General features: G+C 62.1%; 11 protein-coding genes. 6 read left to right on the forward strand and 5 right to left on the reverse strand.

Annotated features, from left to right (window positions below):
- The first annotated feature begins 5 nt into the window (after positions 1-5).
- The 3 genes from ACRDT3_RS17105 (at position 6) to ACRDT3_RS17115 (ending at position 3,846) form a co-directional block, all read left to right on the forward strand.
- On the forward strand, positions 6-1,745 hold the full coding sequence (locus tag ACRDT3_RS17105) for an acetyl/propionyl/methylcrotonyl-CoA carboxylase subunit alpha (protein ID WP_431494134.1): 1,740 nt from the start codon (positions 6-8) through the stop codon (positions 1,743-1,745).
- Positions 1,746-1,797: 52 nt separating this feature from the next.
- The gene (locus ACRDT3_RS17110) at positions 1,798-2,475 is read left to right on the forward strand and encodes a GntR family transcriptional regulator (protein ID WP_431494135.1); all 678 of its coding nucleotides are present in this window, start codon (positions 1,798-1,800) and stop codon (positions 2,473-2,475) included.
- 378 nt (positions 2,476-2,853) lie between these two features.
- Positions 2,854-3,846: an adenosine deaminase gene (locus ACRDT3_RS17115; protein WP_431494136.1), complete on the forward strand. Its 993-nt coding sequence runs from the start codon at positions 2,854-2,856 to the stop codon at positions 3,844-3,846.
- Between the two features lie 67 nt (positions 3,847-3,913).
- Here the strand turns inward: ACRDT3_RS17115 and ACRDT3_RS17120 are convergent, their stop codons facing one another.
- The 4 genes from ACRDT3_RS17120 to ACRDT3_RS17135 all read right to left on the reverse strand — a co-directional run bounded on the left by ACRDT3_RS17120 (position 3,914) and on the right by ACRDT3_RS17135 (position 8,808).
- Complete coding sequence (locus tag ACRDT3_RS17120) at positions 3,914-4,723, reverse strand: putative hydro-lyase (protein WP_013348014.1); 810 nt, start codon at positions 4,721-4,723, stop codon at positions 3,914-3,916.
- A 13-nt stretch (positions 4,724-4,736) separates the two neighbouring features.
- Positions 4,737-5,954, reverse strand: coding sequence for an NRAMP family divalent metal transporter (locus ACRDT3_RS17125; RefSeq protein WP_431494137.1), 1,218 nt, complete (start codon positions 5,952-5,954; stop codon positions 4,737-4,739).
- Positions 5,955-6,302: 348 nt separating this feature from the next.
- Complete coding sequence (gene purH / locus ACRDT3_RS17130) at positions 6,303-7,973, reverse strand: bifunctional phosphoribosylaminoimidazolecarboxamide formyltransferase/IMP cyclohydrolase (RefSeq protein WP_431494138.1); 1,671 nt, start codon at positions 7,971-7,973, stop codon at positions 6,303-6,305.
- A gap of 97 nt (positions 7,974-8,070) precedes the next feature.
- Positions 8,071-8,808, reverse strand: coding sequence for a hypothetical protein (locus ACRDT3_RS17135; protein ID WP_431494139.1), 738 nt, complete (start codon positions 8,806-8,808; stop codon positions 8,071-8,073).
- Between the two features lie 187 nt (positions 8,809-8,995).
- Here ACRDT3_RS17135 and ACRDT3_RS17140 point away from each other — a divergent pair, with 187 nt between their 5' ends.
- Positions 8,996-10,333, forward strand: a complete 1,338-nt coding sequence (locus ACRDT3_RS17140) for an MFS transporter (RefSeq protein WP_431494140.1) — start codon at positions 8,996-8,998, stop codon at positions 10,331-10,333.
- A 49-nt stretch (positions 10,334-10,382) separates the two neighbouring features.
- On the opposite strand, the gene ACRDT3_RS17145 is transcribed toward ACRDT3_RS17140, so the two are convergent.
- The gene (locus ACRDT3_RS17145; protein WP_431494141.1) at positions 10,383-10,952 is read right to left on the reverse strand and encodes a TetR/AcrR family transcriptional regulator; all 570 of its coding nucleotides are present in this window, start codon (positions 10,950-10,952) and stop codon (positions 10,383-10,385) included.
- A 207-nt stretch (positions 10,953-11,159) separates the two neighbouring features.
- Between ACRDT3_RS17145 and ACRDT3_RS17150 the strand changes: the two genes are divergently transcribed.
- Positions 11,160-11,828 carry a histidine phosphatase family protein gene (locus ACRDT3_RS17150; RefSeq protein ID WP_431494142.1) on the forward strand — a complete coding sequence of 223 codons (669 nt, stop codon included), beginning with the start codon at positions 11,160-11,162 and terminating at the stop codon, positions 11,826-11,828.
- Between the two features lie 108 nt (positions 11,829-11,936).
- Positions 11,937-14,957, forward strand: a complete 3,021-nt coding sequence (locus tag ACRDT3_RS17155; RefSeq protein ID WP_431494143.1) for an alpha-mannosidase — start codon at positions 11,937-11,939, stop codon at positions 14,955-14,957.
- Positions 14,958-14,995: the final 38 nt, after the last annotated feature.

Genomic DNA, 14,995 nt, shown 5'->3' on the forward strand with positions numbered 1-14,995 from the left:
TTGTCATGAAAAAAGTTCTCATCGCCAACCGAGGCGAAATCGCGGTCCGCATTGCCCGGGCAGCCACCGACGCGAACATCGCTTCGGTCGCCATCTACTCGGATCCGGATGCCGACGCGCTGCACGTGCGCCGCGCCGATGAAGCGTACCCGCTGCATGGTTCCACCGGCGCCGAGACCTACCTGAACATCGAGAAGATCATCCAGGTCGCCAAGCGCTCCGGTGCCGATGCGGTGCACCCGGGCTACGGCTTCCTTTCGGAGAATGCCAGCTTCGCCCAGGCCGTCATCGATGCGGGCATGAGCTGGATCGGTCCTTCGCCTGAAGCCATCGAAGCCCTGGGCAACAAGGTCACCGCGCGCCAGATCGCGGTCCGCGCCGGCGCTCCGCTGGCCCCGGGCACCGACGGACCGGTCAAGGATGCCGCCGAAGTGCGCGCCTTCGCCGAGGAATACGGTGTGCCGGTGGCCATCAAGGCTGCCTTCGGCGGCGGCGGACGCGGCATCAAGATCGCCCACTCGATGGATGACATCGCCGAGTCCTTCGAATCCGCCACCCGCGAAGCCACCGTGGCCTTCGGCCGCGGCGAATGCTTCGTAGAGCGTTTCCTGTCCAAGCCGCGCCACGTCGAAGCCCAGGTGCTCGCCGACACCCACGGCAACGTCGTGGTCATCGGCACCCGCGACTGCTCGCTGCAGCGCCGCCACCAGAAGCTCGTCGAAGAAGCCCCTGCACCATTCTTGAGCGACGAGCAGCGCACCCGCATCCACGAATCGGCGCGCGCCATCTGCAAGGAAGCGGGCTATGTGGGCGCCGGTACCGTGGAGTACCTGGTGGCCCAGGACGGGCTGATCTCCTTCCTGGAAGTGAACACCCGCCTGCAGGTGGAGCACCCGATCACCGAGGAAACCGCCGGCGTGGATCTGGTTGCCGAGCAGTTCCGCATTGCCGATGGGCTGCCGCTATCGCTGAGCGAAGACCCGAAGCCAACCGGCCACGCCTTCGAATTCCGCATCAACGCGGAGGATCCGGCCCGCGGCTTCCTTCCAGCACCGGGCACCATCGAACGCTTCGAGGCTCCCACCGGTGCCGGGGTGCGCGTGGATACCGGTGTGCGCAGCGGATCGATCATTCCGCCGTTCTACGATTCGATGATCGCGAAGCTGATTGTGCGCGGCGCGGACCGCGACCAGGCCTTGCGCCGGGCCCGTCTGGCACTGGAAGAAATCAACATCGCCGGGGTCCCCACGGTACTGCCCTTCCACCGCAGCATCATCAATCATGAGGCGTTCACCGGCCAGTGTCTGGGCGTGTACACCACCTGGATCGAGGACGAGTTCCTCAACGAGGTGGAAGGCAGCGATGACATGGATCTGGACCAGCGCGACACCAGCCGCGAAACGATCACCATCGAACTCGATGGCAAGGCCGTGCAGCTGGGACTGCCAGCGGCGATGACCAATGCGCTGCGCAGCTCCTCGGGCGCTGGAGCGGCTGCCGCCGCGCAGGGCGAAGAGGCTGGCGAACAAGATGCCTCCGCGGTGCAGAGCAGCATGGACGGCAACCTGGTGCGCTTCACCGTGGAAGACGGGCAAAGCGTGGAAGCCGGCCAGAGCGTGGCCATTATCGAGGCGATGAAGATGGAATCCCCTGTTACCGCACACCGTGCCGGAATATTCACTGCGGCCAGCATCAGCGTGGGTACCGGAGTTCGTCGCGGCGATACCTTGGGCACAATCAATTAGCATCGCCGCCCTGGCGGATAAAACCGCAGGGCAGATGGGATAAATTGGAAGCATGGATGCCACCAGCACTACCGCCGCCCGCCCAGCTAAAGCACCGCACGCGCATAGCGGCGTGTGGGCTGCCGATGAGCTGCGCCGGCGTATTGCCGAAGGCGAACTGCTGCCTGGCGACAAGCTCTCCGAACAGGCCTTGGCCGAATCCCTGGGGCTTTCGCGCAATACCCTGCGCGAAAGCTTCACCCTGCTCAACAGCGAACTGATCATCACCCGCATCCCCAACCGCGGGGTCTTTGTCGCCTCCCCTGACGCCGATGACGTGCGTGAAATCTATGCGGTCCGCCGGACCATCGAGCCGGCATGCCTGGCCTGGGGCCCGGAGCTGGACCTGGAAGCGCTGGAGCGGATCATCGCCCAGGCGCGGGCCGGGCTCGCGGTCGGCGACGTGGCGCGCATGGCCAGCGCCAACCAGGACTTCCACAAGCAGCTGGTGCGTTCCTCGCACAGCGCGCTTCTCCAGGAGCTCATGGGTCGGGTGCTGGCTCGCATGCGCCTGGTCTTCCATGCCATGAGCGATGCCCCGGATTTCCATTCGCACTATGTAGAGCGCAATGCCACCTTGCTCGCGCTATTGCGCGATGGCAAGCGGATGGAAGCTGCCGAAACCCTGCGCAGCTACCTCGATACCGCTGAAGCCGAATTGCTCAGCCATATTCACCAGCGTTCTTCCTGAGCTTCAGCCAAGGCACCAGCAAGGCCAATTTGCCTGCGATGTTCATCTCACCGCGTCCATGGCCACCGGCACGGTGCGTTGAGGCCGGGAATTAGCCCCATCGGCTTGGGCCAGCAGGGTTCCGAACTGGAACATGCGCTCTCCTGCCCCGCCAGTTCAGCTTTTTGACGCGCCTTTGTGCAGTCGACGCTCCCTGGGCTCCTGCAGCATCCCTTCCCTGCAAGGCCCCAGCGCGACCTGAATCGCAGAAATGAGCGCCGCGCACTTTCCAAGAAGGCGCATAGATAGCCACCGTATGGTTTAACGAATACCTTGCCGGTTCCGGGGCCTTATCCTCGCAAGCGGTGCATCCGTTCCCTGCTTGGAAGGCCATCGCCCGTGAAATTGCCTGTCGCTGAATTGCACGTCCACTTGGAAGGAACCCTGGAGCCGGAAATGATCATGGCCCTGGCCAAGAAGAATTCCATCGAATTGCCCTACGCGTCCATCGAAGAACTGCGTGCCCAATACCAGTTCACCAACCTGCAGTCCTTCCTGGACTTGTTCTATGCGAACATGGCCGTGCTGCGCACCGCGCAGGACTTCCGCGAGATCACCGTCGCGTACCTGCAGCGGGCCCACGACTCAGGCGTACGCCACGTCGAGCTTTTCTTCGATCCGCAGGCCCACATCGGCGGTGCCCTGGACCTGCGCGAAGTCATCGCAGGGATCCGTGCAGGCTTGGCCGACGGACTGGAACGCTGGGAGTTGTCCAGCAAGCTCATCGCCTGCTTCTGGCGCCATGCCCCGGCTTCCGAAGCCATGGAGCTGATGAAGGTGCTGGTTGAGCAGAAGCATGACATCGATGGCATCGGCTTGGATTCCTCGGAGGTCGGTTTCCCGCCGGAGCTGTTCACCGAAGTCTTCGACTACGCCCGGGCCCACGGGCTGCATGTGGTGGCGCATGCGGGCGAAGAAGGCCCCGCCGCGTACATCTGGCAGGCCCTGGACCTGCTCAAGGTCCAGCGCGTCGACCACGGCATCCGGAGCTTGGATGATCCGCAGCTGGTGCAGCGCCTGGTCGATGAGCAGATGCCGCTGACTGTCTGCCCGCTGTCCAACATCCGTTTGCGTGCGGTGGACACCATGGCTGAATACCCCCTGCCGCAGATGCTTGCCAAGGGCCTGAAGGTCTCGGTGCACTCCGATGACCCGGCCTACTTCGGCGGCTACATGGATGCCAACTTCGATGCCTTGATGGAGCAATTCAGCTTCAGCTCCGAGCAGCTGGCCACCTTGGCGAAGAACTCTTTCGAATCCTCGTTCCTGGATGAGCAGTCCAGGCGGGCGCTTGTCGCAGAAGTCCAGGCTTGGGCCGAGCAGCAAAAATAGCGCTCCGCCATTAAATAAGGAACGCGGCGGCCTTTTGGGGGATGGCCGCCGCGTTCAGCTTTCGGGATCAGGGAACCTGGTATTCGGTATCCCTGATGTCGGTGATGAGCATATGCCCCGGAGCGTGGCCGATGGCCAATGCCGGGCGTGATTCCATGACTGCTGCCTGCGGGGTCACCCCGCACGCCCAGAACACCGGGATACTCCCTTCCGGGATTTGCACGGCGTCCCCGAAGTCAGGGGCCGCCAGATCCTCGATGCCCAGTTCCCCTGGATTGCCGATGTGCACTGGCGCGCCGTGCACCGCCGGGTACCGGGAAGTGATGCGCACCGCGTCGGCGACCTGCGAGGCGGGGATGGGACGCATGGACACGACCATGGGACCGGAGATGGCGCCGGCGGTTGCCGAACGGCGGTTGGTCTTGTACATCGGGACGTTGACGCCCTGGTCGATGTGCGCCACCGAAATGCCGCTTTCCATCAGCGCCGCTTCGAAGGTGAAGGAACAGCCCACGATGAACGTCACCAGGTCATCGCGCCAGTAATCCCCCAGATCGGTGGGTTCAGCGACCTTGATCCCGTTTTCGTACACCAGGTACTTGGGGACATCCGTGCGGATATCTCCCCCGGCCAGCAATTCGCTGCTGGTCTGCCCGGCCTCCAGCACGCCGAGAATGGGGCAGGACTTCGGATTGCGCTGGGCGAAGAGCAATACATCGAAGGCCAGTTCCTGCGGAACGATCATCAGATTGGCCTGCGCGTAGCCGGCGCTGATTCCAGCGGTCGGCAGTACCTGCCCGGCGCGGAAGAGCTCGCGGGCCTCGCGCGGGGACATCGCCGCCCGCTCAGCTAATTCCATATCCTTGAAGTTCTTCATGACTCTTCTTTCCCTAGCCGTTCCAGAGTGCGGCCAGACCCGACAGCGAGTTCCAGCCCAGGTATACGCTCAGGACCCAGGTCAGTGCGCCGATGACCAGCAGGCCCTTCGGGTACTTGTACCCATTGAGCAGGTCGCGGCGGCGCCAGGCAACCCAGAGCAGCACGGCGAAGCCGACCGGAAGGATCAGGCCGTTGAACGCGCCGGCGAAGATCAGCAGGGTCGCTGGGGCCTTGCCCAGGAACATGAAGATGATGCCGCAGACCAGGATGAACGCCACGGTGATCAGGTTGCGGGTGCGCTCCGGGGTGGTGCGCTTGGTGATGAAGGAAACCGAAGTGTAGGCGGCACCGATAACACTGGTCAGCGCAGCGGCCCAGAGGATGACGCCGAATGCACGGATGCCGATGGGGCCGGCGGCGTGGCCGAAAGCTTCAGCAGCCTTGTTGTCGCTGGTCAACGCTACGCCGCCCGCCACGACACCGAGGATCGCTAGGAAGAGCAGCACGCGCATGACACCGGTGACGATAATTGCCAGGGTCGAGATGTTGGAGATCGACTTGATATGCTCCACGCCCGATGTGCCCGAATCGATCATGCGGTGGGCACCTGCGTAGGTGATGTAGCCGCCAACGGTGCCACCGATCAGGGTAGTGATGATCAGGAAATCGATCTTCTCGGGGAGCACCACGTTGCGGATCGCATCGCCCACTGGAGGGGCGGCGACGATTGCCACGTACAGCATCAGCAGGATCATGACGGCTCCGAGCATCACCACAATGCGGTCCAATGCCATGCCGGCCTTCTTGGACAGGAAGACCAGGATGGCAATGGCTGCGGAGATGGCGCCACCAATTTTGGCGTCAACTCCAAGCATCGCGTTCAGTCCCAGTCCAGTACCGGCGATGTTGCCGATATTGAATACCATGCCGCCGACGAATACCAACGCGGCCAGCACCCAGCCGACGCCCGGGACGAGTTTGTTGCCCAGCTCCTGGGCGCGCATGCCGGACACGCCAATCACGCGCCAGACGTTGAGCTGGACAGCGATGTCCACGAGGATGGAGACCACGATGGCGAAGGCAAAGGCCGCGCCGATCTTTACCGTGAACTCGGTGGTCTGGGTGATGAAGCCGGGGCCGATGGCGCTGGTAGCCATCAGGAACATGGCACCTAGAAGCGCTGTGCGCCGCGCCTTGCTGCTTTGGGATGTTGACTCAGGAAGTGCCATGATGACGTTCCAATGCGATAGTGGTGACAACCGTCACAGAATCAATGTAACCCACATGACATTACAGGTTGTTGAACAAACTTGGCAAGATGTTGTTGAACAATTTATCTGCTCTTGGTACGCCTCGCTCACCGGGACACCTATTTATTCGTTTTGGTGCTACGCCCTGACAAGTCGATACCTGCAATTTTCTCAAGGGCTGGGCATCCCAAAAATTTTTTGGGAAAAATCTTCGTCATGCCCCTCCCGTGCCAGTTGCCCCGGCAATTCCTGAATTCCTGCTTAAAAGCAGAAGCCGCGGTCCCAGCGAAAAACGCTGGCACCACGGCCGCTGGCTAGCTCAGAGAACTAGTGGAAGAAGTGGCGTGCACCGGTGAAGTACATGGTGATGCCAGCTTCGTTCGCAGCTGCGATGACTTCCTCATCGCGCACCGAGCCGCCAGGCTGCACAACAGCCTTCACGCCGGCATCGATCAGGATCTGCAGACCGTCAGCGAAGGGGAAGAACGCATCCGAGGAAGCAACTGCCCCCTGGGCGCGCTGCTCGGAAGCAGCCGAGTCGGCGTTCTCCGCGCCACCGGCAGCATCCGCTCCGGACTCGACCTTCACGCCGAGGGTGTTGGCACGCTCGACAGCCAGCTTGCATGAGTCGATGCGGTTGACCTGGCCCATGCCGATGCCAACTGCTGCACCGTCCTTCGCCAGCAGGATCGCGTTGGACTTCGCGGCGCGAACCGCGCTCCACGCGAACTGAAGGTCAGCCAAGGTTGCGGCGTCGGCGGCTTCGCCTGCAGCCAGGGTCCAGTTAGCCGGGTTATCGCCCTGTGCATCGATCTTGTCGCCTACCTGGACCAGCATGCCGCCGGTGACCTGGCGGAACTCGTTCTTGTTACGCCCGTAGCCTTCTGGCAGTGCCAGCAGGCGGATGTTCTTCTTGGCCGAGAGGATCTGCACTGCCTCGTCTTCGAAGTCCGGGGCGATGACGACCTCGGTGAAGATGCCCTTGACGGTTTCGGCCATTTCCTTGGTTACCGTGCGGTTTGCGGCAATAACGCCGCCGAATGCGGACACCGGGTCGGTCGAGTGGGCCTTGCGGTGCGCGTCGGCGATCGGATCAGCAGCATCATCGGAGGCCACTGCCACACCGCAAGGGTTGGCATGCTTGACCACTGCCACCGCTGGCTTCTCGAAATCGAATGCTGCACGCAGTGCGGCATCTGCGTCCACGTAGTTGTTGTAGCTCATTGGCTTGCCGTGCAGCTGGTCAGCCTGGGCGATGCCGGCCGGGGCTGCTTCATCCACGTACAGGGCAGCCTGCTGGTGCGGGTTCTCGCCGTAGCGCAGCACGTTGGAACGCTGCAGGGCCACGCCAGCGTAGGCTGGCCAGTCGATGACGCCGTCGCCGTCCTCATCCAGGAACTGGCTTGCGGTCCACGAAGCAACTGCGGTGTCGTAGGCTGCGGTGTGGGCATAGGCCTTGGCTGCCAGGCGCTGGCGGGTCTTCAAGTCGAAGCCGCCCTCGGCGGCTGCGGAGATCACCTGCGGGTAGAAACCCGGGTCAACCACGATGGACACGGCCGCGTGGTTCTTCGCTGCCGAGCGGACCATGGCCGGGCCGCCGATGTCGATCTGCTCCACAACTTCATCCTGGGATGCGCCCGAGGCAACGGTCTGCACGAATGGGTACAGGTTCACGACCACCAGGTCGATCTGCTCGATTTCCATCGAGGAGAGGGTGTCCATGTGCTCGGTGACGCGGCGGTCTGCAAGGATTCCGCCGTGGATGCGCGGGTGCAGGGTCTTGACGCGGCCATCGAGCATTTCCGGGGAGCCAGTCACCTGCTCGACCTCGGTCACGGGAATTCCAGCGGCAGCGATCTTCTTGGCCGTGGAGCCGGTGGATACCAGCTGCACGCCTGCGGCGTGCAGGCCAGCGGCCAGCTCCTCCAAACCGGTCTTGTCGTAGACGGAAATCAGTGCGCGACGGATAGCGACTTTGTCCAGCACGGTCTTACTCACGAAATTTTTCTCCCGGCGGTGAGAATGAATGGGGCGGGCAGCGCATTGGCCACCGCCTTCATTCTAACCAAGGATGGCGCCGGACATTCAGTTCGTGTCAGGCCCCTTCAGGCAATGAAGAAAGCTGCGGGAAGTACGTGGACAGCTGCTTGTCAGTGAGGCAAAGCTGGAGCAGCTTCTCGGCATGCTCCTCATCTGCCACGTAGACCACCAGATCCGCCTTGGTACGTTCATTCAATTCTTCGCGCAAGGAACGCGCGACCGCAACCAAGGTGTGATAGTAGCGCTTGACGGTCAGCTCCCACCCCTCGCGGGCAGCTTGCTTGGTCATCGCTTCAGACCACAGCGTCGCCGCGGGATCCTCGCATAAATCAATGGATGACCAGTGCCAATCACTTGGTTCCCACTTGTCCGAATAGAAGCTTTCCGCGTCGTCTTCTTCCAGATCCGCTTCCAAGGATGCCAAGACCTCGTCCAGGTCTTCGCCATCTGCGCTTTCATCGTCAAAGGATTCGTCATCCTCGTCATCGGTTTCCGTGATGACCATGGAATCTGCTTCCAATGTGACGGCTTCTGGTTCGAGGCCTCCCGCGCCTTCGGCATCCGGGCGATCCTCGTAGTCAGCAGGCTCATCGGTGTCTTCGCCGCGCTCCACCAGCTGTTCGCGGGATTCGGAGAGCCGGTCGCGTTCCAGGGCCTGCACGGAGTTCAACGCCAGCAACGGCATCCCAATGCTTTCGCTTTCTTCGGTACTGACCCCATGCAAGGCAATGGCATAGAAATCCTGGTCCGGGTGTCCAGCTATCACTTCCGCGGCGTGTCGAAGGGCAGTCACCCGTATAGCCTCTTCGAGAGCGGTCCAATCTACTCCCATGTCCAGAGATTACCCCCTTGTCCGCACTAACAACAGGCCTTGACGCGAGAAGCAAAGAAGCGTACAGCGCTACTGGTGCAGCAAAGTTTTCGGCTATGCTTCACGCGGTACAAACCATTTCTGCTCGCACACCGAAAGGTGCACCACTGTGTCTTCCGCACCCCTGCCTTCTGGCACATCGATCGTGCAAGAGCTGCCATTCAAATGGAAGGTGCAGGGCACCATTTTCATTATCGGCGGCCTCGGTTTCATGTTCGATGCCTGGGACGTGACCCTCAACGGCGCGTTGATTCCGCTGGTTGCCGAAGAGTGGGGACTGGATCGCCCCACCGCCGCTTTGCTGGGCACTTCCAATCTGGTGGGCATGGCCTTGGGCGCTTTCCTCTGGGGCGGGATCGCCGACAGGTACGGACGCAAGAACGCTTTCAGCCTGACGCTTCTGATGTTCTCGCTGTTCACCATCCTTGGCGCCTTGTCGCCCAATTTCGGCTTCTTCGTCGCCTTCCGCTTCCTGGCCGGTGTCGGCCTGGGTGGCTGCATCCCGGTGGACTATGCGCTAGTCGGCGAGTTCACCCCTGCCAAGCTACGCGGACGCGTGCTCACCGCCATGGATGGCTGGTGGCCGGTGGGCGCGGCGCTGTCCTTCTTCGTTTCGGGCTGGGTGATGGCTACCGCCGATAATTGGCGGCTGATCCTGGCGGTCATGATCCTGCCTGCATTCATGGTGTACCTGGTCCGGCGTTCAATGCCCGAATCCCCGCTGTTCCTGGCAGCCAAGGGCCGGGATGCCGAAGCCCGGGCGGTTATCGACCAGCTCGTGGAACGCACCGGAGCGGACAAGCGCGACTACGTCATTGAACCCGTTCAGCTGCCCAAGGCTCCGCGCTGGTGGGAGCAGGTCGCGTCGCTGTGGACGTACTCGTGGAAGATCACTGCCACCAGCTGGTTGCTGTTCATGACCATCTTGCTGGTCTACTACTTGGCACTGACCTGGTTGCCATCGATTTTGACCGAGGCCGGAATGGCCCAGTCCACCTCATTCTTCGCCACCGCGGTCATGGCGCTGATGGGGCTGGTGGGCGTGGTCATTGCCGCCTTGCTGGTGGAACGCGTAGGCCGCAAATGGCTGCTTGCGATCTCCGCCCCGATCTCCGGCATCGTGCTCATTGTCGTAGCCCAGAATCTGCAGGTTCCGGCGACTGCTATCGCCTGGGTGCTGGTCTTTGGCGTGGTGGTCCAGGTGGCCATCCCGGTGCTCTACGCCTATGTTTCCGAGCTGTACCCCACCGAATTGCGGGCTAGCGGTTTCGGCTGGGCCTCGACCATGTCGCGCTTTGCTGCAGGTTTCGGGCCACTGCTCTTCGCCGCCCTGTGGCCGGTCGTGGGGCTGGGCTGGCTGTTTGCCGGCGCGACTGCGCTGGTGCTGATCGCCGTCGTGTTCATGTCACGATTCGCTCCAGAAACCCGCGGCATGAGTTTGGACTAGGGATCACCAGCCAGCGGCAAATGCCAGCACCTCTTGGTGCTGGCATTTGCTAGTCCTGCGTAGTTTTCGGGCGCAATCCAGCACGCATGATCTGCACGATGCGGTCTTCCAAGCCAGGCTGGCTCTTGCTGAAGGCCCTCGGCAGTGGACGGGTCATGGCCCCGATGGTGGCAATCAGTTCTATCTCCGATACGTCTTGGCGGACCAAATTCGCGTTCTTGGCCAGGTCCAAGGCTGAGTTCAGGGACTTGGCGGCCTCTGCCTGAACTTCCAGGATGCGGGGGCTGATCTTCTTTGGCAGTTGCAGCCCTAGTGCTTCGCTCAGCGCCCCGAGGTTCTGGTGGACCAGCGTGTCAAGCAGAACTTCCCAAGCATCCGTGTCCTCCTCTTCAAGCCGCTCAACCGCCGTCTGGGAAGCGATTTGGATATCCCCAAGCGTGCCGAGGGTGACTTCTTCAACCAGCGCGCTCCGGTCAGCAAAGTTTCGATACAGCGTGCCGATGCCAACCCCGCTGGCCTCTGCAATAGTTTCCATCGCAATCTGAGCGCCGTGTTCTGCAAATAATTCACGAGCTACTCGAAGGATGTTCTCACGTCGCCGAAGAGCATCTGAACGCATGAGTGGATTCCGATCTGAAGGAAATTCTGAGGTGCGACTTGCCACCTGACGATTTTACGATAGCGGAACGGCAGTGCTCTGACTAAGCGGAAATCATCTTTCCAGAACGAAAAGTTTCTTCCTGGCCCCCAGGCCCAGCCATTCCGCATTTTCATAAACCCTGCTATCCCTAGGATCTAGAACCTCAAGGCCAAGGAAGCATCGGATATGCGTTTTCAGCTCATCAGGCATGGACAAACCCCATCGAATGTTGCCGGGCAGCTTGATACCGCTTACCCGGGTGCCAGCCTCACTCCGCTGGGGCATCGCCAGGCTCGTGCCCTGCCGCAGGCATTCGGTGGCGGGAGGCTGCAGTCCATCTTTGCCTCGACGCTGAACCGTACGCAGCTGACGGCCCAGCCATTGAGCGAATCCACCGGACAGAAGTTGCAGGTCATTGACGGCCTCGAAGAGATTTCAGCAGGAAGCCTGGAGATGCTGGCCGATGAGGCTTCACGCTATGCGTACGGCATGTGCCTGCAGTCCTGGATGCACGGCCACTGGGAGCAGAAGATGCCCGGCGGGCCGAACGGCTACGACTTCATTGAACGCTATTCCAAGGCGTTGGAAAGCATCGCGCAGGCACAGGACCACTCCGGCACGGTCGCGGTATTCAGCCATGGTGCAGCCATTCGTGTCTTCAGCGCATGGGCCACGAACATGGCGCCCGCCGACGCCTCGGAGCTGACCATCGAGAACACCGGTGGCTCCTTATTGGAGTTGGGCATTGGCGGAAGATGGACCTTGGCGCAATGGGATCCGAAACCACTAGGTGGCGACTTCGTTCGCGATGTTCTCGCGGAGGACGTTACTGGTGGTGAGGACGTTAAGCCTTGAGTACGCCGGTCCTCTGCGGAACGCGAGTTGCACCAACTCAGCACCTAATTTTTCGGTAGTCTGGCTAGGGAGCTCATTTTCTGCTGAGCGCACAAACGGAAGGCCCTCATGCACGACGACAATTCCCTGACTATCGGACGCGTCCGCCGCGTTCTGACCGAGCGTATCCTTCCAGCGATATATTCGGAAACCATGCCATTGGCGCTATCGTGGCACGAGCTGCCAGGCGAGCCGGTACCCCCGGCAGAAGGCCTTGCACTGGACTACCAGCCCACAGAGGTTGGTACTCCATGGGGCGCCGCATGGGGCACGACGTGGTTCCATCTGCAGGGCCGAGTTCCAGCGCATTGGGCCGGACGCCGTGTAGAAGCCGTGATTGATCTGGGCTTTGACGTCAACATGACAGGCTTCCAGTGTGAAGGCCTGGTGTACCGCCCGGATGGCATCACCATCAAGGCGATCAACCCGCGCAACCAGTGGGTGCCGATTGCTGCAGAGGCCACCGGCGAGGAGGTCATCGACCTCTATCTGGAGGCCGCTTCCAACCCGGTGCTGCTCGACTATCACCCGTTCCTGCCCACCGAGCAGGGTGACATCCTTACTTCTTCTTCGCGCCGGCTGTATACCACCCGCCGCATGGATCTAGCGGTCTTTGAATCCGTAGTGCACGAGTTGTCGCTGGACCTAGAAGTCCTGCTGGACTTGCAGGAGCAGCTACGGGCAGGCCCGCGCAAGATGCAGATCCTGCAGGCCATGGACAACGCGTTGGACGTGCTGGATCTGCAACGTATTGCCGAGACCGCACAGGCTGCCCGCGATGAGCTGGCCACGGTCCTGGCCGCCCCGGCGGAGCACAGCGCCCATCAGATTTCCGCCATTGGCCACTCGCACATCGACTCGGCCTGGCTGTGGCCGCTGCGCGAGACCATCCGCAAGGTATCGCGCACCTGTTCCTCGATGGTGGAGCTGCTGGGCGACGAGGAAGAATTCCTCTACGGCATGTCCAGCGCCCAACAGTACAAGTGGCTGAAGACCCACCGTCCCGAGGTCTGGGATCGGGTGAAGCAGGCCGTCGCCGACGAACGCTTCCTGCCGCTGGGCGGCATGTGGGTAGAATCCGACACCGTGATGCCCTCGGGCGAATCCCTGGTCCGCCAATTCCTGTACGGCCAGAAGTTCTTCCGCGACGAATTCGGCATCACCTCCAAGGGCGTATGGCTGCCCGATTCCTTCGGCTACTCCCCTGCCCTGCCGCAGCTGATGCGCCGCGCCGGCTTCGAATGGTTCTTCACCCAGAAGATCTCCTGGAACCAGCAGAACAAATTCCCGCACCACACCTTCGACTGGGAAGGCATCGACGGCTCGCGCATGTTCAGCCACTTCCCATCGATGGATACCTACAACTCCCAGCTCTCCGGCGAGGAAGTCGCCAAGGCCTCGCGCCAGTTCCGCGAAGCGCGGCTCACCAACAACTCCATCGCGCCGGTAGGCTGGGGCGACGGCGGAGGCGGCACTACCCGCGAAATGACCGGCAAGGCCAAGCGCCTTGCGAATCTGGAAGGCAGCGCGAAGGTCCGCTGGGAGCACCCGAATGACTTCTTCGACCGGGCCAAGGCCGAGCTGCCTAGCCCTCCGGTCTGGGTGGGCGAGCTGTATCTGGAACTGCACCGTGCGACCTTGACCAGCCAGCACCAGACCAAGGCGGGCAACCGCCGCACCGAGCAGCTGCTGGTTGAAGCCGAGCTGTGGGCTGCCACCGCTGCCGTGTACACCGGATCCGACTACCCGTACGAGCAGCTCGACGCGCTCTGGGAAACCGTGCTGCTGCACCAATTCCACGACATCCTGCCCGGCACCTCCATTGCCTGGGTGCACCGCGAAGTCGTGGCCCGCTACGCGCAGGTGATCGAGCAGGCCGAGGCGCTGATCCGTACCGCCCAGCAGCAGCTGGCCGGCGAAGGTTCCACCCCGATTGCCTTCAACGGTGCCGCGTTCACTCGCAATGCCTTGGCTTTCGGGCAGGCCAAGGCGGTAGACGCAGTTTCCGCTTCCCCGGTCCAGGCAACGCCGGTCGCAGGTGGCTACGTCCTGGATAACTCGGTAATCCGTGTGGCGATCAATGCCCAGGGCTTGCTGACCTCCGCTGTGGATCTGGCTAGCGGCCGTGAAACTATCGCCGAGGGCCAGGAAGCGAACCTGCTGCAGCTGCACCAGGACTTCCCGAACATGTGGGATGCCTGGGACGTGGATAAGTACTACCGCAACCAGGTCACCGACCTGCGCGAGCTCGATAGCCTGGAGCTGTCCTCGCGTGAAGACGGCAGCCAAGTCATCACGATTGCCCGCAGCTTCTCCAACTCCACGCTTCTCCAGGAACTCTCCCTGGCCCCGGGCTCGCGGACGGTGCAAATCTCGCAGAGCACCGATTGGCATGAGGCCGAGAAGTTCCTCAAGGTCGCCTTCCCGCTGGATATCCGTGCCGAGCATGCCATTGCCGAAACCCAGTTCGGCTACCACAAGCGCGTTACCCACGTGAATACCAGCTGGGAAGCGGCGAAGTTCGAAACCTCCATGCACCGCTTCGTGCTGGCCGAGGAACCCGGCTTCGGAGCGGCGCTGATCAACGATTCCATCTACGGATTCGATGTCACCCGTGATGCCAAGGACGCGGCAGTCACCACGACCATCCGCCTGTCGTTGCTTCGGGCTCCCCGCTTCCCGGATCCGGAGACCGACCAAGGCCTGCAGACCCACCGCTACGGTTTGGTCATCGGCGCGGACGTGGCCGCGGCAACGGAGGCCGGCGCCCTGCTGAACAGTGCAGAGCGCGTCATCGAAGGCGCCCAAGGCGTGGCCCCGCTTGTCTCGGTCACCGGTGAAGGGCTGGTTATCTCCAGCGTGAAGCTGGCCGCGGACCGCTCCGGCGATTTGGTGGTGCGGGTCTATGAGTCCCTGGGGCGTCGTGCCAGCGGCAGCTTGACGGTCAATGCGCAGATCTCCTGGGCATCGACCGCAAGCCTGCTGGAAGATGAGCTGGCGGATCGAGGTATTGAGCTTGCCAACGGTGCCGTGCAGTTGAAGCTGGGCGCTTTCGAGGTGCGCACCCTGCGCTTCGGCTTGGCGAAATAGCCTCCAGTTCCGGGGCCGGGCCGGCACGCTCCTACGCG

The sequence above is a fragment of the Glutamicibacter sp. genome, assembly GCF_050701915.1.
Taxonomy (GTDB): Bacteria; Actinomycetota; Actinomycetes; order Actinomycetales; family Micrococcaceae; genus Glutamicibacter.

Excerpts from the sequence above, each read along its gene's own strand:
- ACRDT3_RS17105 (WP_431494134.1), top strand. The coding sequence starts at position 6 with ATGAAAAAAGTTCTCATCGCCAACCGAGGCGAAATCGCGGTCCGCATT.
- ACRDT3_RS17110 (WP_431494135.1), top strand. The coding sequence starts at position 1,798 with ATGGATGCCACCAGCACTACCGCCGCCCGCCCAGCTAAAGCACCGCAC.
- ACRDT3_RS17120 (WP_013348014.1), bottom strand. The coding sequence starts at position 4,723 with ATGAAGAACTTCAAGGATATGGAATTAGCTGAGCGGGCGGCGATGTCC.
- ACRDT3_RS17125 (WP_431494137.1), bottom strand. The coding sequence starts at position 5,954 with ATGGCACTTCCTGAGTCAACATCCCAAAGCAGCAAGGCGCGGCGCACA.
- ACRDT3_RS17145 (WP_431494141.1), bottom strand. The coding sequence starts at position 10,952 with ATGCGTTCAGATGCTCTTCGGCGACGTGAGAACATCCTTCGAGTAGCT.
- ACRDT3_RS17150 (WP_431494142.1), top strand. The coding sequence starts at position 11,160 with ATGCGTTTTCAGCTCATCAGGCATGGACAAACCCCATCGAATGTTGCC.
- ACRDT3_RS17155 (WP_431494143.1), top strand. The coding sequence starts at position 11,937 with ATGCACGACGACAATTCCCTGACTATCGGACGCGTCCGCCGCGTTCTG.